This is a genomic window from Kurthia massiliensis, from assembly GCF_000285555.1.
In the GTDB taxonomy this organism is placed as follows: Bacteria; Bacillota; Bacilli; order Bacillales_A; family Planococcaceae; genus Kurthia; species Kurthia massiliensis.
In genome coordinates this window covers 242,846-263,608 of record NZ_HE610998.1, presented here as the reverse complement: position 1 = coordinate 263,608, position 20,763 = coordinate 242,846, and the positions used below count along the sequence as shown (strand labels likewise).

Below are 20,763 nucleotides of genomic sequence, written 5' to 3'. Positions count from 1 at the left end.
GTATATTAAGAACATTTTATAGAATTTCTTTCATTATACGTGAACATGCGACCGCTTGCAATGTATATTTCGCGAATCACATGCTATTCATTTGCGCAAATAACGTCATCGCAGCTGAAATCATACCTGTTACGAGTACAAGTATTAAGTAACCGACCGTTTCACCCGTTGTTGTGAGACGTTTGATGCGAAAATAAAGAATGAGGAAACAAGCACCGATCAATGCGGCAAATGTACAAAGCGTTAGCACTGTCGTGACAATCATTTGACCACTCGCTAACTTCGACATAACATACATATTTGAAAAGGCAAAGACGAGCCCGAGGACGCTCAATGTATAAACATATAAACCGTACGCCACTGCGTCACCCCCTAGCAGTCTTTACCCGCTACCGTTATGATTAACGCACCATTTTCGTATTGATATATAATACAGTTAACAGTAGTATGAAGACGCATGGGATCATGACATTTTCAACTGGCTGCACACCGAGCACACCCGTTGTAATGAGTACAACGGCAACTGCTAACATCATCGTGCTAATTAACGTAGCAGCTTTTTCAGGCTCTTTTGCCCGATGAATAATGACGCCAGCTAACAGTTGCCACATTTTTTTAACACCGATCAAATAGCCACATATTAGCAATATTACACCCATGATCATTAATTCGACTGTCATACATTCACCTCATGTATATAAAATTTATCGACAAAGGACGTGTTGAAATGGCCATCGTCATTCATTTAGAACGATTACTCGTAGATCATGATATGAAATTAAATGAGCTATCGGAAAAAGTAGGAATTTCCAATGTGAATTTGTCTCACTTAAAAACGGGAAAATCAAAAGCGATTCGTTTTTCTACATTAGAGGCAATTTGTAAAGCACTCAATTGCCAACCTGGTGATTTATTATCTTATATTGAAGATGACGAACAGTAAACGCTTGTTACGACGATACACCGACAGGCATACTATCCGTTTCTTTTAATGCAATACTAAAATACGGCTTTAACTGAATGTCAACAACTTGAATTTTTTGTTCATGTTGGACGACGAGTTGAAGTCTTTTTTCATTTGCCCCATTTTCAACAATATCGACGTGATGAATATGTTGAAATTCGAATAAGCCAATTGTACGCGTATCTTTTTCAACGCGAATATTAATCATTTTTTCACTTGAAGAAAGCGTAAAAGCATATAATTCTTCCCCACGTTTAAATTGATAAACGAAAGCATTTCCTTTTTTCGTCAGTTGGGGTGTTGTAGCAAATAGTGTTTGGAATTGTTGAACATTTGAAAACATCATGATTACCTCATCAATTTTTAGGCCACGATATCTTCCTCATTATTAAATATTTACGCTCATCATGACGTATTTTTCTATTTTCAGCATTTAATTATCTGTATTACATCATTTTTGCAAAAATTGTTTCATTTTCAAAAGATATTATCATATTTTCATAAATATAGTATAATTCTGATGTTATGTATTAAAAATACACTTTTTTAATATGAGGAGAATCTACGTGTTTTACATTACAAGTGGCTTTCAACTGTGCTTTTTATTCGCGATCGCCGCATTCACCATATATGCTGCTTTTGAAGAACGCTCCATTTTATGGACGCTTGCTGCATTTATTTGCAGCGCCTTTTTCTTAGGAGGCCTCATCACATGGTTTAGCTGGATCTTCAAAGCGATTAGTCATATTTTTTAACGTTACGATGAATCTATTCGTAACGTTTTTTTAGGTTTGTGTATAAAGATATAAATATTTTGCAAATGATACACATCTATAATTTTAATTTACCATTTATTACATATACAAAAAAGAGATGTACCCTTTTATTTCGAGGAAAAAAGCGCGATTTTCCAATATGTTCACAAAAATTTTTCACCTACTTTGCATTTTTAACGCTCACTGAAAAGATGTATACTTCATTTGTAAATTCCCTGGAAAACATCGTCTATAAACGTTGATACGCCGCTGTTTTTTTGCCTTTGCTTATAATTAAAGTTATAATAATAAAATAACGTACCTTACAGGAGGATATATATGAACATTTCTATTTACGCAACCGTGGATTTCTGGCCAAAAGGAAACGCGATTAGCGATAAAGAATTGTATACACATTTCTTTGATTTTACAAATACAGAAGAATTAAAAAAGCACGTAGATGCGGATGGTTTACTAGCACCTTTAAACGGTTTTATGAGCCTAGAGTATAATGGCGCGATTTTATTCCAAAAATTATTTTCTTCACTTGAAAATGTTTGGGACGCACATAAAAGCGCATTAGAACAATATTTAATTGAAGGCTCTGCAATCGTTGAAGATCCTGAAATGCCAGGCGTTACTGCTTACACATTAACAAACCACTTAGCAAACGACCAATTGATTATGGTAACAGAACCTTCATCAAAACAAACGTTAGCGATATCAAAAGCTGATTTTTTCGATACGATGAAACAAGCGTTATCTGATTTTATAAACGCACAAATTGCGATTACAACAGATGAAGACTTACGCGACATGTTACAAGAACAGCTAGATGAAGTTGCAGCATTAACAGCAGAATAATCGATTTAAAAAACTAGGCCAAAGCCTTAGTTAATCAAAAGAGGCTGGGACATAAGTGTAAAAACATCATCTCAAATGAGCATAAGAAAAACCGGAATCGCGCTGTGGCGCGGTTCCGGTTTTTTGTTGCGAACGTTAAAAAAGGAAAATGAAATGTTTTGTCCCAGCCTCTTTTTATCTGTTAGCGAATGTAATTTTTACTTATTAACTTTTGTTTAATCAAATGTTAACGTCGGAATGTGTTCCGCAAACTGTTGTAGTTCATCTGGTGTAATCGTTAAATGACAATGCGCGTCATGGCTACTCGTTGCTAACCACGCTTCGCCACGTTCTTTAAAGAAAGCTAAGTCTTCTGGTAATGCAGGTTGTTGCCAATCATATAGCGCAGTTGCTGCTTCTTTCAATACGTCATGCGCATGGTCATCTGCGACGTAATAATACACGTCTGCTGTGCCTTCATTTAAGACGGTACTTGCCCATTCAGATGATGCTACTTTACGCATTAATGACGGTTCTAAATCTGCTAACACTTGCTTTGCACGATCCGATAAATTTAATTCGTCACGAACGACTAAATGAAATCGTGCGCTTTTTTGAAATGCTAAATCAATCAATTGTGCGTACGCTTCACCTGTCGGATTGTTATGTACTTCTAGTTCTAACATACACTCCCTCACTTTCTTATTTTTCTGACTTTTATTATAACATGTCGTCACATATGAAAACAGCTGACTATTGTACCGTCAGCTGTTTTACATCCGCATGGCAATTTGAGAAAATTTTCTCTAATGTAAGCCCCATAATTTCCGCTTCTGTCAAAAGTGATGTCGTACATGATGTATGCGTTCGCTCAATGTTCATATCACCGATCATTTCGATTAACACATAACCTGTATCACAAGACTTCATACAGTAGTTCGCATTTTGAAATGAAAAACAAATCGCGCGACCTTCTTTTAATTGCTTTTTTAATTGTTGAATATCCATTTTCATCACCCCTTATTAACCTTTAACCGAATTTTCATCATTCTAATCAATGCTATTTAAAGAAATTCAAAACGAGTCGTGGCACATACAGTAACAACTCCCCTAATTCGATAAAAAGAGAAGCAAGAGACTCACCTTGTTCTACTTTTTCAAGCTTAGACTTATGTGAGTTGCTCACGATATCGCCTTTGACGAGCGCTTCAAATCGTTGGAATTGAAGCGGCAACACTTCATATACAATGCTTGGTATCGTATCTAGCACTTGAAATTTTAGCGTTTCAGATGTATCGATATAGCCTAAGAAGGCCCGTTTTCGCACTTTCGTACCGACCGCGACTGTCGGTGTGAAATGTTGAATATAGCTATATTCATCCCCTCGGTGTCGAATAATAACGCCATCGTTTGAAACGTATTCTACAATACCACTCGCTGGTGCAATAATTGGCGTCGATGCATCTTTCTCTACGGGCTTAAACGTATAATAATGTTCCGCTTGCTGCACTGTCCACGTATTTTCAAACGGCAATATGTATCGATTTTTCGTCATACGGTCTGCTATAAATGACGTCATTTGAAATTTAACAATTTCGTGTTGTACGACGTGCAAATCGATCATATAACGGCCGAAATCGTCTCGCCATTGTAATTGGTTGTCTCCTAAATATCTCGTATGCATGTCTTTCATATGTAGTTGAAATAGTTTTAATGGCTTCCGAATATTTTCATATGGTAATTGCGTTCGAAGCGCTGGCGAAAAATAGCCATACAGTGCTTCAAACTGTCCTTGTTGAAACAAAATCGCCTTCATCGTGATCACCTCTCTTTATATACGTCCACTCCTTGGAAAAGTTTCACAATTCGTACTATTTTTTAAGTCTTTGTTTTATAATAAAGTTATATTTATCGGAGAAAGGTGTGAATGAGAGATGATACTAATATTTAGCATTGTCATAAGCGTAATATTATTTTCGTTCATTGGCTACGATTTACGTCATCATACTTCTAGAAAACGTCCACGTCTAATCGCCGTGAGCAGTTTCATCGTTGGCTTCATCAGCATGCTCATTCCCTTTTTTAATGCGCAATGGTTTCAATGTATGCTCTTCGGTTTGCCACTTGCGACGCTAAGTATTATTTCAATCATTCGCGTACAGCTGACACCAAACGTAAAAAAAGACGCACATTAAGGCGTCTTTTTTCGTTTCATTGCACGAATTCGGTCTTTCGTTTCCTTCGAAACGCGGAGTGATTCTGTAATTTTAGACAATGCTTTGTTATACGTCCAATCATCTAAATGATTGTTGTGCAAATAAGGCATCGTTTCAATTGGCTTGCGAATAAAGCAAATGGAAACTGCCCACGCGACACCCATTTTCACATAATAATCGTCATGCTTCAAATGGTCTAGTACCGCCAACGCTTTCTCCAAATATGTATCGTTCACGAAATAATTTAAAATCATGACCGCCGCAAAGCGTTGTTCATACGGTTGATCACTTGCAGCATATCGTTCTACAAGCGACCAATACAATGCTTGATGTTTTTTCGCATCTTTCAACACTGAGCAAAAACCATCACATACAGACCAGTTGCGGATTTTTGGGACAAAGGCTGTTACATATGGGATACGTTCTTCTGGACGTACTTTCATCGTCCCAATGACGAACCCTTCTAGTTGGGTTTCTTCGAAATAGCGATTTTCGACAGTTTTTAAAAATGCGATAGGGTCTTGTTTAATAATTTCTTTCGCCATTAAGCGTAACGCTGGTATGCGTACACCAATGATATGTGGCTCATTCGGTACGAGCTTGCGCATAAACAATTCATATTGTGGATCTTTTCGTGCAAATAATTGTTGTTCAATCGACATCTGTTTTCCCTCCGTTGCTTCCTTATTATAAAACGAAACAACAAAAAGCGCGATGCTCGTTCGCACCGCGCACATTATTTATAATTCAAGCCATTGTTTTCTATCTAATACGTCTCGATACGGCATAATCCATTCGAAATGTTCTGCCAAAAATTTCATACCAGTGTACGTAATTTCAGCTTTTTGTAAATCAACGCCACTTTCTGGAGCCAAATGAATACCACTAATATAGCCATCTTTTTGTAATCGGTAAACGAATTGCTGAAAAGCTGAACGGTCTAACCCATAATCTTCTGCACAAATTTTAAAGTTTTTTCGCTCTAATTCTTTCAGAAAGCTATATTGTAAACGTTCTTGATTCATAAAAATCCCTCCATGCGTATCCATTAGGATTGCCAAAATTTAGCTGTTTATTTACATAAACGACTTTGCTATATATTTCCCGCAACAACATAGATTAAAACCAAATGAAAAGATGATACGTAATACTGCACATATCACGTATCATCTTCTATTGAAATCGTTTTAAAAGCTTGATTTTTTTACAGCATAATTCAATTTGGTGTTTGACGTCAGCAGCATCTTCACGCATATGTGTTAACATTTGCTGAAGCTCGTTATAACGTTCTCTTACATCATTCGGCATTTCTTGCGATGTTTCACCGATTTCTGTAATATCTCGCTCAAATTGATCGATATCATCTTTATAAGCTTGCCATTTTTCCATATGGATAATGACAGTATGCTCATACGTTTGAAGCATATCGCTTAAACAAATATCTCCAGTGTTAAACTCCATCATCGTTCTCCCCTAATTACTCAATTCATGATAGTGTAACGTTATCGTATCAATTTTCATTACCCTGTTTTTCTTCGATTAGTCTCACCTTTAGAAAGTAAAGCATTTCCCCTATAAAAAATCCTACTATCCTACTATACTTTAATATATCAAATATTTCTCTTAGAAACAATTTTTTTATTATAATATTTCTGATAGTTTATAAAAATTTTTTATTTTATAACATAAATTTATTAATGAAAATTTTTTCAATACTTTTATCATATAGTAAATATGTAAGAAATGCTACTATTAAATAATGGAAACAAATAGCTTAAACGATGCAATTATCCATTCGTACGTATTCATAAATAAGAGTATTATGAACGAATAATTTAGAGATCAATGATTGATATCTTGCACAATTTTATCGTTCATACGATAAAAAAGACTTGTATGATGTCGCAGAAGATTGTTTATGTTTATATGTATATGAAATAAGCGTCCAATAAATCGCATAAAATTACTATTTTTTATTTTATGACTTTATTTCTTTTTTACACGTATTTTTTCACCTGATATCCTACTCAAACATGGAATGATAAAATACACATTGTTGTTTAATACTTTCTTCCCCCTTATGAAAATAACTAGCTTTTCTCGTGTGTAAATATCATATTTATTCACAAGTTTATATAAAAATTATATCGTGATACACGTATTTTTTTCGTCACTCTACATAAAGGGCGCTTAAGAGCATATTATTTTTATAAATAGGAGCGCATAAAAAAACACTATTCTCGTATATGTATGAGAATAGTGTTTTTGTCGTTTTTAATTAAACATCCCAGACAGGAATTGAACCTGCGACCTACTCCTTAGGAGGGAGTTGCTCTATCCTACTGAGCTACTGGGATATAATGATGTTATTATAGCATTATTGTAAGAAAATAAAAAGAGTGATTAGGCGAATAACTACTATTAAATAGGACCTATTTTGCTCGCCTGCGCTTCTAAAAAGCATTCTTTTCACTTCTCTAACTTCTCAAATATCGAGAAACCCTTATTGACAAATTGGAAATAATCTTATAACATAGGAAAAGTTCTAAAAAAAATAGTTAACAACATTAACTAATTTGGAGGCCTTTTATGGAATTATATCGCAAGCTTTATCGAGAGCTCGTCCTAACGACGCGCCCGTTCGAAATGCAACTTAACGAAATTTTGCAAGAGCAAGGCATTCATCGATCAGATTGGTCAGTACTTTATTATTTAATTCATGACCCGCATCTTGCTGCTGCGGACATTGCAAAATGTTTAGGGATTGAAAAACCGAACGTGACACGTACGATTAAAAATCTTATGAGTATGAACTATGTGAAAGTTACCCCTTCTAAAGAAGATGGACGTAAAAAAGATATTATGGTAACGCAAAAAGGGCATGAAATGTACGAGGAAGTGCGTATATATGTCGATTTATTTGAACGTGAAACGATGCAAGGGCTATCAGAGGAGCAGCAGTTTCAGTTTCTTGATACATTAACCCATATACAACAAAACTTAATAGAGAGAGCAAAGAAAAAATGAGTCAAAGTCAATTAAAAGAAAAGCTTTGGACAAAAGACTTTATTTTAGTGTCGATTACAAACTTCTTTATCATTTTAATTTTCTATTTACTAATGGTAACAATCGGTTCATTCGCATTAAAAGAATACCATGCATCAACGAGTCAAGCAGGTCTTGTAACAGGTATTTACATTGTCGGGGCCTTACTCGGTCGGTTATTTACAGGCCGTATTATTAATCAAGTCGGTTCTAAAAAGATTTTAATCATCGGTATGATTTTATTTATTTTAACAATTGGTCTTTATTTCATTCACGCAGGTATTAGTTTATTACTAACAAGTCGGTTCTTAAATGGAATTGCTGCTGGGATTGCTTCTACTGCAACGAGTACTATTGTCGCTCAAACATTGCCAATGTCTCGTAAAGGGGAAGGAATCGGTTACTTCAGTATGAGTACAACACTCGGTACGGCAATCGGCCCATTCTTCGGTATTTTATTAGGTCGTTTAACGACATATAATAACATTTTCTTATTCTGTATCGCATTAGCGATGATTGGCTTCCTTATCACTTTTGTCATTAGCGCACCGCAAAAAGCGAAAGCCCCTACGACAAAACAAAAATTCAGCTTTAAACAATATATTGAACCAAACGCTTTATCAATGGCACTTGTAACATTTTTAATGTCTTTAGGATATGCGGCCATTTTATCTTTCATGACGACATTCGCAGAGGAACGTCATTTAATTAGCGCTGCAAGTTTCTTCTTCTTAGTATATGCCGTAGCGATTTTAGTAACACGTCCATTTAGCGGTCGTTTAATGGATACGAAAGGTTCAAACGCTGTCATGATTCCTTGTTTCGTGCTGTTCGCACTCGGTTTATTTTTAGTGAGTGGCGCACATTCTGGTTTCATCTTACTAGCAGCTGCCGCAATCATCGGTGCTGGCTATGGTAACTTACAATCAGGTGCACAAGCAATATCAATTAAAGTAACACCACCTGAACGTGCCGGTCTTGCGACATCAACATTCTTTATCGCATTAGATGCTGGTCTTGGTTTCGGTCCTTACATTTTAGGGTTCTTAGAGCCGATCATCGGTTTCGGCCAAATGTACATTTGGTTAGCGATTTTAATCGTGTTAACATTAGTAATTTATTTCTTACTACACGGTCATCGCGACAAAGAGCTAATCGCAAAAGCACGTCCACAAGCATAAAAAAAGAGTGTCCTACAACATGTGTAAGGCACTCTTTTTTTTAAGCACTACGTTGTTTTCGCTTATGCCAGAAAAACATTACTGCGAATACGAGCAACGCTGCTGGAATCGCTACAAATTGCGCTAAATATAGCTTCCAACTGAGTACATCATATTCTTCTGATGCGGGTGATAGCGCACCAATAATACAAAGGACAACATATACGACCACTGCAGGTAACCACCATTTCATTTTCCTCACCCCATACTTAATCATTTTTTAATTCTTGTTTCAACACTTTTCCAGAAATATTGCGTGGCAATACGTCTAATCGTTCATAGCGTCGCGGTACTTTATATGTCGCTAAATATTCGTTTGCGTAATCGCCCAAAACCGTTGCATCAATATGGTTATCAGCGGCATAAAACGCTTTCACAATTTCCCCGAATTCTGGGTGTGGCACACCAACGACCGCTACTTCATGAATGCCATCCATTTGAATTAAAATTTCTTCTACTTCTCTGGAATAAACGATTTGCCCAGCTGTAATAATAATATCATTTTTACGGTCGACAATCCATACGAAGCCATCATCGTCCCGCTTCGCTAAATCACCTGTTTTCAACCAACCATTGTCAAAAATATGATCATTTTCTTCGTCTGCATTGATATAGCCGACCATATTCGTCGCACCTTTTATCCAAATTTCACCAACTTCTCCTGGCTGTGTATCCAATCCTTGCTCGTTAACGACTCTTAGTTCACTCCCATACGGGGCATGGTTTCCAATACTCCCTGCACCGTGATCATGAACATCGGGGAATAAGATTGAGCCACTCGGTCCTGTTTCTGTCAGACCGTAAAAACCGACGAGTCGTTGTGTATTCATTTTATCCATGACGAATTGTACTTCTTCTCTAGACATTGGCGCACCACCGTACACCCACCAAATCATCGTCGATAAATCCGTATACGGTAATTTTTCAGAACGTGCCAACATTAAATAATAAAATGGCACACCGAAAAAATGTGTTGTCCGTTCATGTTGAATGAGCGCTAGCATTTTCACTGCTGAAAACTCTTGCATAATCACGACTGGCGCGCCAATCATCATTGACGAAATGAAAAACAAATGGAGTGATGCGGCATGGCTCATCGGCATCGCAATAATCGGTTTACTGTCTGGTTTTAATTCCATTTCGATTGCGACCATATGGGTCATCGCCAATAAGCTACGGTAATTAAACAACACGCCTTTCGGTTGGCTCGTTGTCCCAGACGTATATAAAATACTCGCCAAATCATCTTCGTTCAACGATGGCAATGCTTGGCGGCTTCCTTGTTGATGAGACATTAAATAACGCATACTTTCAAAGTGACCTGCTTTGTCGCCAGTCTTCAAACAAATGACACCGTTAATTTCCCCAACAATTGGGTATAGTAAGTCATGAACGATGAGCGCTTTTGCCTGACTATGGGCGATAATATGCTCGATTTCATATTTTGTAGCATGCGCGCTAATCGGAATGACAATACTGCCTGCACGCTGTATCGCAAAATAGCTAACCGCAAACTCAATTGAATTAGGCATAAACAATACGACCGGATCTCGATAACCGATACCTAAAGCTGCAAGGCTGTGCGCTAAGTTTGTCACATACTCGTCCAGTGCCGCATAAGTGAGGCGTTGATCTTCATAAATCAAAGCCTCATGCGTAGGATATTTTCGTGCGTTGCGAGCTAAAATCTCTGACGTATTCACTGATATCCTCTCCTTTTTCGAACTATAGTTTATATTTTACCCGAATCTTCTAATAGTTATTCGGTGACACAATATGTATAATAAAATGCAACGAAGGGGGTTTTACTATGAATATTCGTTTAGCTACAGTAGGCGATGCACCTGAAATGCTTGCGCTACATCGTGACATTTTACAAAAACCGTATTATTTCGTCACACGCTTAAATGAGTTTGATCGCACACTAGAAGAACAAATTGCTTGGATTGAAGAAAAACAAACAAATGAGCGAGAAGTTGTATTTGTTGCTGAAGAAGATGATAAAGTCGTCGGCTGGCTTTATTTCCAATCATCACAACGCGTATTACTCCAACATGTCGGTACGATTGGAATGATGGTCGACGAAAAATATCGCCATCAAGGCATCGGCATTGCGCTATTAAAATATTTACTTAAATGGGCGCGCAAAAATCCTTTAATTGAAAAAGTGTCACTTAGTGTTTTTTCTATTAATGAACCGGCCATTGCTTTATATAAAAAGGCTGGCTTTTTAGAAGAAGGACGCAAAGTAAAAGAATTCAAAATTGATGACGATCAATATATCGACGACATTTTGATGTATAAATTCGTTTAAAAAAAGGTGAAGCACATTTGTGCCTCACCTTTTCTTACGTATTAGACGCTGCTGCATCGTCTGATTTCACACAGTCAATAGCGACGACAAGAGCGATTATCATAATTTCAAATGATGGTTCATGAATTGAAATTTCGTAACTGTCTCCCCATGATAACCACTTTTTGTGTACTTCACCAACTTGTTCGCCTTGATAAAATACTGTAAAGTCCATGTCCCACCAATTGCCACGCATCTCGATGTCTGTATCAACGATCGTATAGCGAGACTTGAACATCGAAAACTCTTTTTTGATCGTCAACACTTCTTTTCCGTTTACGTCCACATGAAATTTCGGCAATAAACTTAGCACCTTTTTCGTAATGTGTGCTACTTCTTCACGTGACGCATTTAAGATTGTAAATGTTTTCGGAATTTTTAAAAAGCTTCCTTCTACGAAATATACATCTTTTTCTGACATATCTTTTACCGTAAATTTACCACTTAAGCTGAATAGATTTTGCTTCATATATAATCGATTCATACATCCACCCCTTTTTTGCTATCATAACATGCCTTTATATGATGATTATATCAAACTAGGGTGCAATCGATCATTTACTTGCAACAGCATCTTTCTTTTCACTTGAAATGACACAAATGACCGTTTTAAAGGCACTTGATCTAATATGTAATAAATATCTCCACGCCAGCTGCTTACGACGCAAAAAGTATGTATGCCGATATAAACGTGGTCGATGATTTTATACGTTTCTCCTTGCTCGCTTACTTCTCCACAGAGAAAAATTTTACAGTGATATTCATGGTTAACAGTCATGAAGGAAAAGTTATCAAAGCTTGATAGCGCCGAATCGTCATAACAAATTTCCACTGTTGCAGTTTCCAAATTTTTCAATACAATTCTACTCATCACAATGGCTGGCTCTATTATTTCTATTCTATACACGTGTTCAATCCTTTATGTTTAAAGTTAATACGCATAAAAATCCGTAAATACGTATATAAAATAGTATGCCAAAAAAATATATATCGATCATGAGGAAAACGATAGAAATCTTAATTAACCCCTTTCTTTTCCAAATATTTTTTAGCCTAATTTAATTAATAACGTCATTTCTAATCTGTTTTTTACATATAAATACCTAAAAAAAGCTGCGCAATATCGCGCAGCTTCCAATTATGACACTGGCCAAATAAACATGACAATGAGCCACCCTGATACGAGCACACTGATTAAAATCATGAGCCATTTATATTGTACATCGTAAAAAAATTGACGTGTAAAGCGTATCGCCTCTAGTAAAAACAGAAACAGCAAGCCAAAAATAATAAACTTCGCTGTACTCACTTCAAGGACGATATCCTCTTTTGAGACCGTCAACATTAACATGAAAAATGCTAAACAAACGAGTCCAAAAAGCGTAATGGCTGCTCGTACGTAGCGCCATGTTTTATCATTCATATAAATCCTCCGTTACACTAAATTACGATCAATAAATGATACGAGTTTTTCATAGTCTGTTAGTTTTGCGTTACATTTTTCAACGTCATCACAAATGTAATTACTATATGAAGTAAAGGAATCTGCATTTCGTTTCACGGTCGCAGTGAATAAATGTACATTTGTATGTTGCTGGCAAATCGCACAAATTCCTCTCGTCGCATGCTGCGGATCTGTCACGCCACGTAACGCTTTAAATTGTCCATCTTCATCAATAACGATATATTGACGATGCGTTCCCGGATCACGCCATGACAAATAACTAATACTTTGCCAATCAATTGATTCGAGATTTGGTAATTTTAATTTTTTATCTTTACGGAATAATTTTTGTAATCCTTTTTCAGATACTGCTTTAAAAGGAATCGTATACGCTTTTAAACTATCTAAAAATAAATCAGCATCAATGCGATCTTGAATATTGCCTATTGCTGTTAAAATCGCTTCATCTGTCGTAATTTGCTCACGAATTTCTGCAATCGCGATGTCTTTCACAGCGCGAACGACGTCTTGATCTTTTGAATTAATACGTGCATTTAACAGTTTATTGACTTGCTGTGCAATAAACCGAACGTTTGCAACGGTTAAAAATGGTGTTGTCATATTTCTCCCTCAATTCCTAGACTATAGTTTTACATTATAACAAAAAAAGAGCAGCATATGCTACTCTAGAAGCATTAGTCGTACGTGTCGCCCCAGTCTTCGTCCCGTAAAAAGGATTCGGCCATACTGCGCTTTTCACGCACGAATGCATAAATTGTTCGTAAAAACATGTCCATTAAATTCGGACCAAGTACATCGTTAAACCATAAATAAACTTCGTAATCTGTGGTGCCATATGGTGTCGCATTTACAAAAAATGTCGCATCGCGCTCTTTGTTATGAATAATATCTATATCAAATTGCGTAATAAAATAATTTTCCGTCGGAATCCCTAAACTCGTTAAATCAATTTCTACTTCGGTTGACCAAGTGTCGTAATTTTCACCGATTTCTCGGTTCATTAAACACACTTCTGTATTTTCAAGCAAATGCTGTAGTGAATAATTTTCCATATGACATGCCCCCATTTCATTCGATATTGGTTTCATTATACATGATAGAAAAAAATTTACATAATAGAACCCTTCGGTAGTACAACGAGGTCAATAAAGTCTGAATTTTCCAACTTATATAGAAATGTGTTGCCGGAGAAGCGTTATGAATCAAATGTTAGTAGGAACATTGTTTTTGACAATTGCTTCAAGTATTTGGGGCGGTATGTATGTCGTCGTTAAAATTATCGTCGATATCGTACCCCCCATTGAACTCATCTTTTTACGATATGCCATCGCATTGCTCATCATTGGTTTATATATGAAGCAATCATTTCGTATTCAAAAACGCGATTGCGGCATTATTTTTCTTTTTCCAACCAGTTGTCGTTGTATTCCTCGGAGGACTATTGCTTGGGGAACAGCTCGGTCTCTCTTTTTGGATTGGTACTTAAAAAATAATACACAAAAAGGACGATTTTTATACATCGCCCTTTTTGTGTTTCTTCTATTATATAGGTATACCGTTCATCATTAACCGAATATTCCGTCTTTTATACCTACATCATTATTTTAAAAGTGCTGTTAAATTTGCCATTTCAATTGCTGAAATCGCTGCGTCATAACCTTTGTTACCCGCTTTTGTACCAGAGCGTTCAATCGCTTGTTCGATTGATTCTGTCGTAACGATACCGAAAATCACTGGCACACCTGTTTGTAACCCAACTTGTGCAATGCCTTTCGCTGCTTCGTTACATACGTAATCATAATGTGTCGTTGAACCACGAATGACTGTACCTAAGCCGATGACAGCATCGTACTCGCCTTTTTCTGCTAATTTTTTCGCGATAAACGGTACTTCAAATGCGCCTGGCACCCATACGATATCGATATTTGTATCGTCTACACCGTGACGTAGTAATCCGTCTTTTGCACCATCTAATAATTTTGCATTAATAAATTCATTGAAACGACCGACAACGATTGCCACTTTTAATCCTGTACCTACTAATTGTGCTTCGATTGTTTTACCCATTTGAAACCATCTCCTTTTGTTGTTGTACGTAGTTTACTAATTGTTCAATTGAAATTAACGGGCAGTTCATATCTGCTGCCATATGTTCTAGTTCTGGTAGTCTCGCCATATGCCCATCAGCGCTCATAATTTCACAAATAATACCCGCTTCTTTATGACCTGCTAGCTTCGCAAGTTCGACAGCTGCTTCCGTATGTCCACGACGTTCACATACACCGCCATCTTTTGCTACGAGTGGGAACACATGTCCAGGACGACGAAAATGTGCTGGTGCTGCATCTTTTGCCACCATTTTTTGAATTGTCAATGCGCGTTCATAAGCGCTAATGCCCGTCGTCGTATCGACGTGGTCAATACTAACGGTAAATGCCGTGCCATGATTATCCGTATTATGTGCTGTCATTGGCGGTAAGTCTAATGCTGTCGCAATATTTTGAGAAATCGGCGTGCAAATAAGTCCTTTCCCATGTGTGGCCATTGCATTAATAACTTCAGGTGTCACGACGTCCGCTAATGCGACGAAATCTCCTTCATTTTCACGATCTTCATCATCTACAACGATGATCATTTGGCCGCGTTTTAATTGTTCGATTGCTTGTTCAATTGTATGTAGCATGCCCTTTCCCTCCTAGTAACCGTGTTGCGCTAGAAAATCGCGCGACAACGTTTGTTTCGTTGCTGTTAGCTTTTCAACGTATTTGGCAATCACATCATTTTCAATGTTGACGATTGCACCTTCTCGCTTTTTACTAAATATCGTTTCCGCATACGTATGTGGAATGAGTGATACGGTAATGCCATCATTTCGTACTTCAAAAATCGTTAAGCTCGTACCATCAATCGTAATCGATCCACGTTCGATGCAATAACGTAAAAGGGAATCATCCATTCGCAAATCTATATATACCGCATTTGAAAGCGGACGTTTTTTCGCGATGACCGCTGTCCCATCTACGTGACCCGAAACGATATGCCCGCCGAAGCGACCATTGTTGAGCATCGCACGTTCTAAGTTCACACTATCACCAGTTGAAAGTTGTGCTAAACTCGTTGCTTGAAACGTTTCAGGCATCACATCTGCAGTAAAACTTGTTGCTGTAAATGCTGTAACGGTTAAACATACACCATTAACGGCAATACTATCACCGATTTTCACATCTGCTAATACGACATTCGCTTGAATCACTAACGCAAGCGCTTGATGTTGTCTGGCAATTTTTTGTACAGTACCTACTTCTTCGATAATTCCTGTAAACATCTTTTCATTCTCCTTTCCAACATTGGTGGATAAATGAATGAGGGCTTCTACGCACAAACTTTAGGGCAAATAAAAAGGACTCTAAAAGTAGCAAGTGCTCTTCGAGAATCCTGTTTTATGCGTCGACAAATAAGCATACAGCCGTACACTTTTTTTGCGCATTTCTTCTCTCATCCAGACTATACTGTCGGCCCTGGATTTCCACCAGATCCTGCTCGAAAGCTCGCGGGCTGTAACCGCCGATTGGGAATTTCACCCTACCCCGAAGAATGCTATGTAGTTGTCAAAAAAAAATCCCGTTTATCACTTTGATAACGGGGCTTCTAATTTACGGTTTGCCAAATAAACGATTGCGCGCATATTTGTCTTAAAAAAAGACATACTACACCATCGTTTTGACACCGAATCCTTCTCTCATCCAGACTATACTGTCGGCCCTGGATTTCCACCAGATCCTGCTCCGAAAAGCTCGCGGGCTATAACCGCCGATTGGGAATTTCACCCTACCCCGAAGGACGTATTCATTTATGCAATCGATTGTATCACGCTATTTTCGATTTGCATACCCCAAATAAAAAAACAGATAATTTAAGTCTTTGTTATTTTGCGCCTAAATATTATATTCATAATCTTTTTTATGTATAGTTTTCACAAAAAAAGGAGATTATTTATGTAGTAATATGCGATAAAATCAAATTTTCTTTACTATTTAATTTATTTTTAGAATTAGTTAAATTATAATAACATCATAATATATACTCGATTTACACCTTGAAAAAATGTTTATTTTTTACATTTATTTTATCGTTACCGCATTAAAAAAAGTGACTGTTGACGTATAAACAATCACTTTTTTATCGTTATAATTTATAAATACATACTTCTTGGCCATTTAACACATCTTCTTGTACTAAGTGCATACCAATCGTTTCTGCGATGCGCTTAGAAGGTGCATTACCTGGTTGAATAATCGCGATTAACTCTGTTAAATGCATCTCTTCTTGCGCATATTGTTTAATCGCTTCTGCAGCTTCTGTTGCAAATCCTTGACCCCAGTAAGCTTTCGCAATCCAATAACCGATTTCATAATGTGATTCTCCATTAATGACTTGCGGTACGATTCCTGCATGTCCAATTGGTTCACCTGTTTTACGATTTTCGATAATTTTTAAACCTGTCTCTTCATTTTCACGGTAATGAGTATAAATCCACTTTAAAAATTGTTCGACTTCGGCATCGTTGCGTGTTTGTCCGTCTCCGATATAACGCATCATATCTTTTGATTGAAGCAGCCCTTTTAAAAAGTAAAAATCTGCATTCGTGTAATTTCGAAAACGTAAGCGCTTTGTTTGTAAATGGAACATCGTGTCCCCCACTTTCTGTAACAATTTTGCATGAACGCTTACAAAACTTGATAGCGTTTCAATACTATCCTTTAGTAATGAGCTTACTTTTATTGTACCCTTTTTAACCTAAAAAAGCTGTTTATTTTTGACATACTTACGTCATTTTATGCAAATCCGTGACTGTTTGCGATGTTTTCACGAAAAAACCACCGATTCCTATTTCGTAATCGGTGGTCGTTTATTAACGTACGGCAATGGCATATTTATTCGTATAATAAGCATCTTCAAGTTGCTGTTTCGGCACCCAATACGTTTGACGTTCATCTGCTGGGTCATGCACACGATAAGCTTCTTTTACACTATCATACCCTGTCAGAAGCACGACATGTAAATTGCTGACGACAGTCGTCGGTTTCTTTTTACCAAGATCAAACGTTTCATAACGCGGCGTCGCAAAGCGAAGTGTTCCCCAAACGACGACCGGATGCCCGTTGATTAGTTCTCGCTGTAGTGCTTTTAAAGGTGCGCCAGAAATATCGACAACACACTGGCTATATTGTTTTCTCGCGTAGGCGGCTAATGGCTTTGGAAAAATCGTTTGATAATACCCACTCATTTTATAATAAGGCGTTCCGACAAAACCTTTTTGTGGATCACGTTCTGCTTTTGGCATATCATCTAACATACGTTTTAACGAAACATCTGTATAACCTTTATAACGGAGTGCCATTAATAGCGAAGCGCCCTCACAGCCAAATGGTGCATCAAGTGGACTGTATTGATTTAAATATGGAACATCTAATTCCACGTGCGCATAATGACGCGGTGCTGCGGCGATATCTACTTTCGGTACCCAACCTTCAGTCCCTGCATAATTTACATAATAATGCGCCGCTTCATAATCCGTCGCTGTTAACTTCGTATGCGCTGGAATGACCGCCAACGTTTTTCCTTGATACGGTTTACTTTGTAACGTTGTGCGTGTTGTCGTAAACAACGACTGATGTTGTCCCTCTTTATAACGATATGATAAAACGGCTAATGCAGATGCTGCAGCAATCGGTAACCAATTCTGTTGTGCCATAAAATCCCTCCCACACTTTTCTTTCATTATAGAAAATTAATAGAACGATGACAATTAAATCCATTCGATGTAATTTCAAAATAGTTCGTTAAACGAAAAAACTTTATTGAAATATGTTTAAAATGAATTCAGTTGGGAATATATTAACCATAACGATATAAAGGAGGTTTTACCATGTTTAGCTTTATTTGGTATATTATTATTGGTGGTATTCTAGGATGGTTAGGCGGACTTATTCTTGGTAAAGACATTCCTGGTGGCGTTATCGGTAATATTATTGCTGGTATCATTGGTGCATGGATTGGTGGCGCACTACTTGGCTCTTGGGGTCCAAAAGTGAGCGACTTCTACATCTTACCTACACTACTAGGTACAATCATCTTAATTTTAATCGTCAGCTTCATTATGAAAGCAATGGGCGGTAAAAAAGCATAATTATATTGAAAAAGGGCTTCCCTTCATAAAGAAGCCCTTTTTCTTATGTTAAAATAATATATAGGGCTTTCTACTATTTATTCAAACCAGTTTATGGTAAAACTATATTATAGAAAGTTTGAAGGAGGAATAAACATGGATTTTCCAGAAGTGAATAACAAGCTATTTATTAATGGTGAATGGGTCGACGGCAGCAAAGACGAAGTAGCGGTCATCAACCCTTCTACTGGTGAAGAAATTGCGAAAATTGCACAAGGTACTGAAAAAGAAACAGCAGATGCCATTGCATACGCAGCTGGTGCTTTTGCTGAGTGGTCAACAACAGATCCGAAAGAACGTGCACGTATTTTACACAAAATTGGCGATTTAATTGAAGATAACTTAGATCGTCTTGCACTTATTATGACACTCGAGCAAGGTAAACCGCTTTCGCAATCAAAAGTAGAAGTACAATCTTCGGCGGATTCATTCCATTGGAGTGCAGAAGAAGCACGTCGCCTATATGGTCGTGCTATTCCAGCACCGAATGAGCACCACTTCATTACAGTGTATCAACCACTTGGTGTTGTCGGCGCAATTACGCCATGGAACTTCCCATCAAACATGATTGCACGTAAAATTGCACCTGCGCTTGCAGCAGGCTGTACAGTCGTTTTAAAACCAGCGAGTGCAACACCATTCTCTGCCCTTGCCCTTGCAGAATTATTCGTTGAAGCTGGTTTACCAAAAGGTGTTGCCAACATCGTAATGGGTAAATCAAGCGACATCGGTAAAGAATTAACGACGAACGAAACGGTGAAAAAAATTACGTTCACAGGTTCGACAGAAGTCGGTCAATTATTAAACGAACAAGCCGCAAATTCATTGAAAAAAGTATCAATGGAATTAGGTGGCCACGCGCCATTTATCGTCTTTGATGATGCGGATATCGATCAAGCGGTTTCAAACCTTGTCACAGCCAAATTCCGTAACAACGGTCAAGTTTGTACGTGTCCAAACCGTATTTACGTTCAAAAAGGTATCAAACAACAATTTACAGAAAAATTGTTAGTCGCGATGAAAGATGTAGAAGTCGGTCTTGGTATCGAGGATAAAACGGTCGGCCCACTTATTAATGAAGAAGCGCGCGAACATATCGAAGCACAATTAAAAGATGCGACAGATAAAGGCGCGACAATTTTACACGGTGGTAAGCGTCCAGAAGACGAAAAATTTGCGAATGGCCCATTCTTTGAACCGACTGTCATTGATGGCATTACACCAGAGATGGATATTTATTACGTCGAAACATTCGGTCCAGTCATTCCATTGATTGAATTTGAAACGGATGACGAAGTAGCAGAAGCAGCAAATGATACAGAGTTTGGTCTTGCTTCATATTTCTTCACAAAAAACATCGGCCGTATTTCTCGCTTCTCTGCAGCACTTGAATACGGTATGGTCGGCGTCAACTCAATGGCGATTTCTCAAGTTGAAACACCATTTGGCGGCGTGAAGCATTCTGGTTTTGGTCGTGAAAACGGTACAGAAGGTATTCACGAATACGTTTACGCAAAATCTGTTTGCATTCACGACTAACGGATTCCTTAAAACGCTATCTCTTATCGAGGTAGCGTTTTTTCTTATGCTTATATATCAAATATATGATTGTCTATAACAAAAATATCGCATTTTAGCGTCAAAATGATGACATTTTTGCAAAAATGTCAAGA

At 37.5% G+C, this 20,763-nt stretch carries 30 protein-coding genes, 1 tRNA gene and 2 riboswitches; of the genes, 10 read left to right on the top strand and 21 right to left on the bottom strand.

Annotated features, from left to right (window positions below):
- Positions 1–76: 76 nt before the first annotated feature.
- Together KMHG_RS09020 and KMHG_RS09015 are read right to left on the bottom strand one after the other, a co-directional pair.
- On the bottom strand, positions 77–361 hold the full coding sequence (locus tag KMHG_RS09020) for a hypothetical protein (protein ID WP_010288866.1): 285 nt from the start codon (positions 359–361) through the stop codon (positions 77–79).
- A gap of 40 nt (positions 362–401) precedes the next feature.
- On the bottom strand, positions 402–680 hold the full coding sequence (locus tag KMHG_RS09015) for a DUF3784 domain-containing protein (protein WP_010288865.1): 279 nt from the start codon (positions 678–680) through the stop codon (positions 402–404).
- A 47-nt stretch (positions 681–727) separates the two neighbouring features.
- Between KMHG_RS09015 and KMHG_RS09010 the strand changes: the two genes are divergently transcribed.
- A complete protein-coding gene (locus tag KMHG_RS09010) occupies positions 728–943 on the top strand; it encodes a helix-turn-helix domain-containing protein (protein ID WP_010288864.1) in 216 nt (71 codons plus the stop codon).
- Between the two features lie 7 nt (positions 944–950).
- On the opposite strand, the gene KMHG_RS09005 is transcribed toward KMHG_RS09010, so the two are convergent.
- Complete coding sequence (locus KMHG_RS09005; RefSeq protein ID WP_154647368.1) at positions 951–1,310, bottom strand: hypothetical protein; 360 nt, start codon at positions 1,308–1,310, stop codon at positions 951–953.
- A gap of 220 nt (positions 1,311–1,530) precedes the next feature.
- Here KMHG_RS09005 and KMHG_RS09000 point away from each other — a divergent pair, with 220 nt between their 5' ends.
- Both KMHG_RS09000 and KMHG_RS08995 read left to right on the top strand, forming a co-directional pair.
- Positions 1,531–1,719 (top strand): hypothetical protein, encoded by a 189-nt coding sequence (locus KMHG_RS09000; RefSeq protein WP_026022053.1) that lies wholly within the window; start codon positions 1,531–1,533, stop codon positions 1,717–1,719.
- 339 nt (positions 1,720–2,058) lie between these two features.
- Complete coding sequence (locus tag KMHG_RS08995; protein WP_010288854.1) at positions 2,059–2,583, top strand: hypothetical protein; 525 nt, start codon at positions 2,059–2,061, stop codon at positions 2,581–2,583.
- 215 nt (positions 2,584–2,798) lie between these two features.
- Here KMHG_RS08995 and KMHG_RS17600 read toward each other — a convergent pair whose 3' ends face one another.
- The 3 genes from KMHG_RS17600 to KMHG_RS08980 all read right to left on the bottom strand — a co-directional run bounded on the left by KMHG_RS17600 (position 2,799) and on the right by KMHG_RS08980 (position 4,378).
- Positions 2,799–3,248 carry a hypothetical protein gene (locus KMHG_RS17600; RefSeq protein WP_010288846.1) on the bottom strand — a complete coding sequence of 150 codons (450 nt, stop codon included), beginning with the start codon at positions 3,246–3,248 and terminating at the stop codon, positions 2,799–2,801.
- Positions 3,249–3,315: 67 nt separating this feature from the next.
- Positions 3,316–3,570, bottom strand: a complete 255-nt coding sequence (locus KMHG_RS08985) for a hypothetical protein (protein WP_010288844.1) — start codon at positions 3,568–3,570, stop codon at positions 3,316–3,318.
- A 52-nt stretch (positions 3,571–3,622) separates the two neighbouring features.
- The gene (locus tag KMHG_RS08980) at positions 3,623–4,378 is read right to left on the bottom strand and encodes a M23 family metallopeptidase (protein ID WP_010288843.1); all 756 of its coding nucleotides are present in this window, start codon (positions 4,376–4,378) and stop codon (positions 3,623–3,625) included.
- Between the two features lie 118 nt (positions 4,379–4,496).
- Between KMHG_RS08980 and KMHG_RS08975 the strand changes: the two genes are divergently transcribed.
- Positions 4,497–4,757: a hypothetical protein gene (locus KMHG_RS08975; RefSeq protein ID WP_010288841.1), complete on the top strand. Its 261-nt coding sequence runs from the start codon at positions 4,497–4,499 to the stop codon at positions 4,755–4,757.
- Here the strand turns inward: KMHG_RS08975 and KMHG_RS08970 are convergent.
- The 4 genes from KMHG_RS08970 to KMHG_RS08955 form a co-directional block, all read right to left on the bottom strand.
- Complete coding sequence (locus tag KMHG_RS08970) at positions 4,754–5,440, bottom strand: DNA alkylation repair protein (RefSeq protein WP_010288840.1); 687 nt, start codon at positions 5,438–5,440, stop codon at positions 4,754–4,756. The two genes, KMHG_RS08975 and KMHG_RS08970, sit on opposite strands and share 4 nt — an antisense overlap.
- 78 nt (positions 5,441–5,518) lie before the next feature.
- Positions 5,519–5,803, bottom strand: a complete 285-nt coding sequence (locus KMHG_RS08965) for a YjcQ family protein (protein WP_010288839.1) — start codon at positions 5,801–5,803, stop codon at positions 5,519–5,521.
- Positions 5,804–5,951: 148 nt separating this feature from the next.
- A complete protein-coding gene (locus KMHG_RS08960) occupies positions 5,952–6,242 on the bottom strand; it encodes a hypothetical protein (protein ID WP_147608142.1) in 291 nt (96 codons plus the stop codon).
- Between the two features lie 819 nt (positions 6,243–7,061).
- Positions 7,062–7,135: transfer RNA gene (locus tag KMHG_RS08955), tRNA-Arg, on the bottom strand.
- Positions 7,136–7,367: 232 nt separating this feature from the next.
- On the opposite strand from KMHG_RS08955, the gene KMHG_RS08950 reads away from it, so the two are divergent.
- Together KMHG_RS08950 and KMHG_RS08945 are read left to right on the top strand one after the other, a co-directional pair.
- Positions 7,368–7,805 carry a MarR family winged helix-turn-helix transcriptional regulator gene (locus tag KMHG_RS08950; RefSeq protein WP_010288837.1) on the top strand — a complete coding sequence of 146 codons (438 nt, stop codon included), beginning with the start codon at positions 7,368–7,370 and terminating at the stop codon, positions 7,803–7,805.
- Positions 7,802–9,004 carry an MFS transporter gene (locus KMHG_RS08945; protein ID WP_010288836.1) on the top strand — a complete coding sequence of 401 codons (1,203 nt, stop codon included), beginning with the start codon at positions 7,802–7,804 and terminating at the stop codon, positions 9,002–9,004. The genes KMHG_RS08950 and KMHG_RS08945 overlap by 4 nt, the downstream gene beginning before the upstream one ends.
- A 40-nt stretch (positions 9,005–9,044) precedes the next feature.
- On the opposite strand, the gene KMHG_RS08940 is transcribed toward KMHG_RS08945, so the two are convergent.
- Both KMHG_RS08940 and KMHG_RS08935 read right to left on the bottom strand, forming a co-directional pair.
- On the bottom strand, positions 9,045–9,236 hold the full coding sequence (locus tag KMHG_RS08940) for a DUF4017 family protein (protein WP_010288834.1): 192 nt from the start codon (positions 9,234–9,236) through the stop codon (positions 9,045–9,047).
- 16 nt (positions 9,237–9,252) lie between these two features.
- Positions 9,253–10,746 carry a class I adenylate-forming enzyme family protein gene (locus KMHG_RS08935; RefSeq protein ID WP_010288832.1) on the bottom strand — a complete coding sequence of 498 codons (1,494 nt, stop codon included), beginning with the start codon at positions 10,744–10,746 and terminating at the stop codon, positions 9,253–9,255.
- 107 nt (positions 10,747–10,853) lie between these two features.
- Here KMHG_RS08935 and KMHG_RS08930 point away from each other — a divergent pair, with 107 nt between their 5' ends.
- Positions 10,854–11,357, top strand: coding sequence for a GNAT family N-acetyltransferase (locus KMHG_RS08930; protein WP_010288830.1), 504 nt, complete (start codon positions 10,854–10,856; stop codon positions 11,355–11,357).
- A 34-nt stretch (positions 11,358–11,391) separates the two neighbouring features.
- On the opposite strand, the gene KMHG_RS08925 is transcribed toward KMHG_RS08930, so the two are convergent.
- From KMHG_RS08925 to KMHG_RS08905, 4 genes are all read right to left on the bottom strand, one after another.
- On the bottom strand, positions 11,392–11,880 hold the full coding sequence (locus KMHG_RS08925; RefSeq protein ID WP_010288828.1) for an LURP-one-related/scramblase family protein: 489 nt from the start codon (positions 11,878–11,880) through the stop codon (positions 11,392–11,394).
- Positions 11,881–12,534: 654 nt separating this feature from the next.
- The gene (locus KMHG_RS08915) at positions 12,535–12,819 is read right to left on the bottom strand and encodes a hypothetical protein (protein ID WP_010288826.1); all 285 of its coding nucleotides are present in this window, start codon (positions 12,817–12,819) and stop codon (positions 12,535–12,537) included.
- A gap of 12 nt (positions 12,820–12,831) precedes the next feature.
- Positions 12,832–13,461, bottom strand: a complete 630-nt coding sequence (locus KMHG_RS08910; protein WP_010288824.1) for a FusB/FusC family EF-G-binding protein — start codon at positions 13,459–13,461, stop codon at positions 12,832–12,834.
- A gap of 74 nt (positions 13,462–13,535) precedes the next feature.
- Positions 13,536–13,913, bottom strand: a complete 378-nt coding sequence (locus KMHG_RS08905; protein ID WP_010288823.1) for a hypothetical protein — start codon at positions 13,911–13,913, stop codon at positions 13,536–13,538.
- A 145-nt stretch (positions 13,914–14,058) separates the two neighbouring features.
- On the opposite strand from KMHG_RS08905, the gene KMHG_RS08900 reads away from it, so the two are divergent.
- Complete coding sequence (locus tag KMHG_RS08900; RefSeq protein ID WP_010288822.1) at positions 14,059–14,430, top strand: DMT family transporter; 372 nt, start codon at positions 14,059–14,061, stop codon at positions 14,428–14,430.
- A gap of 30 nt (positions 14,431–14,460) precedes the next feature.
- Here the strand turns inward: KMHG_RS08900 and ribH are convergent, their stop codons facing one another.
- The 5 genes from ribH to KMHG_RS17590 form a co-directional block, all read right to left on the bottom strand.
- Positions 14,461–14,928 (bottom strand): 6,7-dimethyl-8-ribityllumazine synthase, encoded by a 468-nt coding sequence (gene ribH / locus KMHG_RS08895; RefSeq protein ID WP_010288820.1) that lies wholly within the window; start codon positions 14,926–14,928, stop codon positions 14,461–14,463.
- Positions 14,921–15,544, bottom strand: coding sequence for a 3,4-dihydroxy-2-butanone-4-phosphate synthase (ribB, locus tag KMHG_RS17595; protein WP_010288819.1), 624 nt, complete (start codon positions 15,542–15,544; stop codon positions 14,921–14,923). The genes ribH and ribB overlap by 8 nt, the downstream gene beginning before the upstream one ends.
- Positions 15,545–15,556: 12 nt before the next feature.
- Positions 15,557–16,186 carry a riboflavin synthase gene (ribE, locus tag KMHG_RS08885; protein WP_010288818.1) on the bottom strand — a complete coding sequence of 210 codons (630 nt, stop codon included), beginning with the start codon at positions 16,184–16,186 and terminating at the stop codon, positions 15,557–15,559.
- A gap of 158 nt (positions 16,187–16,344) precedes the next feature.
- Positions 16,345–16,460, bottom strand: a riboswitch (FMN riboswitch).
- A 128-nt stretch (positions 16,461–16,588) separates the two neighbouring features.
- A riboswitch (FMN riboswitch) is annotated at positions 16,589–16,706 on the bottom strand.
- A gap of 340 nt (positions 16,707–17,046) precedes the next feature.
- Positions 17,047–17,550, bottom strand: coding sequence for a GNAT family N-acetyltransferase (locus tag KMHG_RS08880; protein ID WP_010288817.1), 504 nt, complete (start codon positions 17,548–17,550; stop codon positions 17,047–17,049).
- A 223-nt stretch (positions 17,551–17,773) separates the two neighbouring features.
- Positions 17,774–18,616, bottom strand: a complete 843-nt coding sequence (locus KMHG_RS17590) for a C39 family peptidase (RefSeq protein ID WP_010288816.1) — start codon at positions 18,614–18,616, stop codon at positions 17,774–17,776.
- 174 nt (positions 18,617–18,790) lie between these two features.
- Here KMHG_RS17590 and KMHG_RS08870 point away from each other — a divergent pair, with 174 nt between their 5' ends.
- Positions 18,791–19,051 (top strand): GlsB/YeaQ/YmgE family stress response membrane protein, encoded by a 261-nt coding sequence (locus KMHG_RS08870; RefSeq protein WP_010288815.1) that lies wholly within the window; start codon positions 18,791–18,793, stop codon positions 19,049–19,051.
- Between the two features lie 135 nt (positions 19,052–19,186).
- Complete coding sequence (locus tag KMHG_RS08865) at positions 19,187–20,629, top strand: NAD-dependent succinate-semialdehyde dehydrogenase (RefSeq protein ID WP_010288814.1); 1,443 nt, start codon at positions 19,187–19,189, stop codon at positions 20,627–20,629.
- The last annotated feature ends 134 nt before the right edge of the window (positions 20,630–20,763 follow it).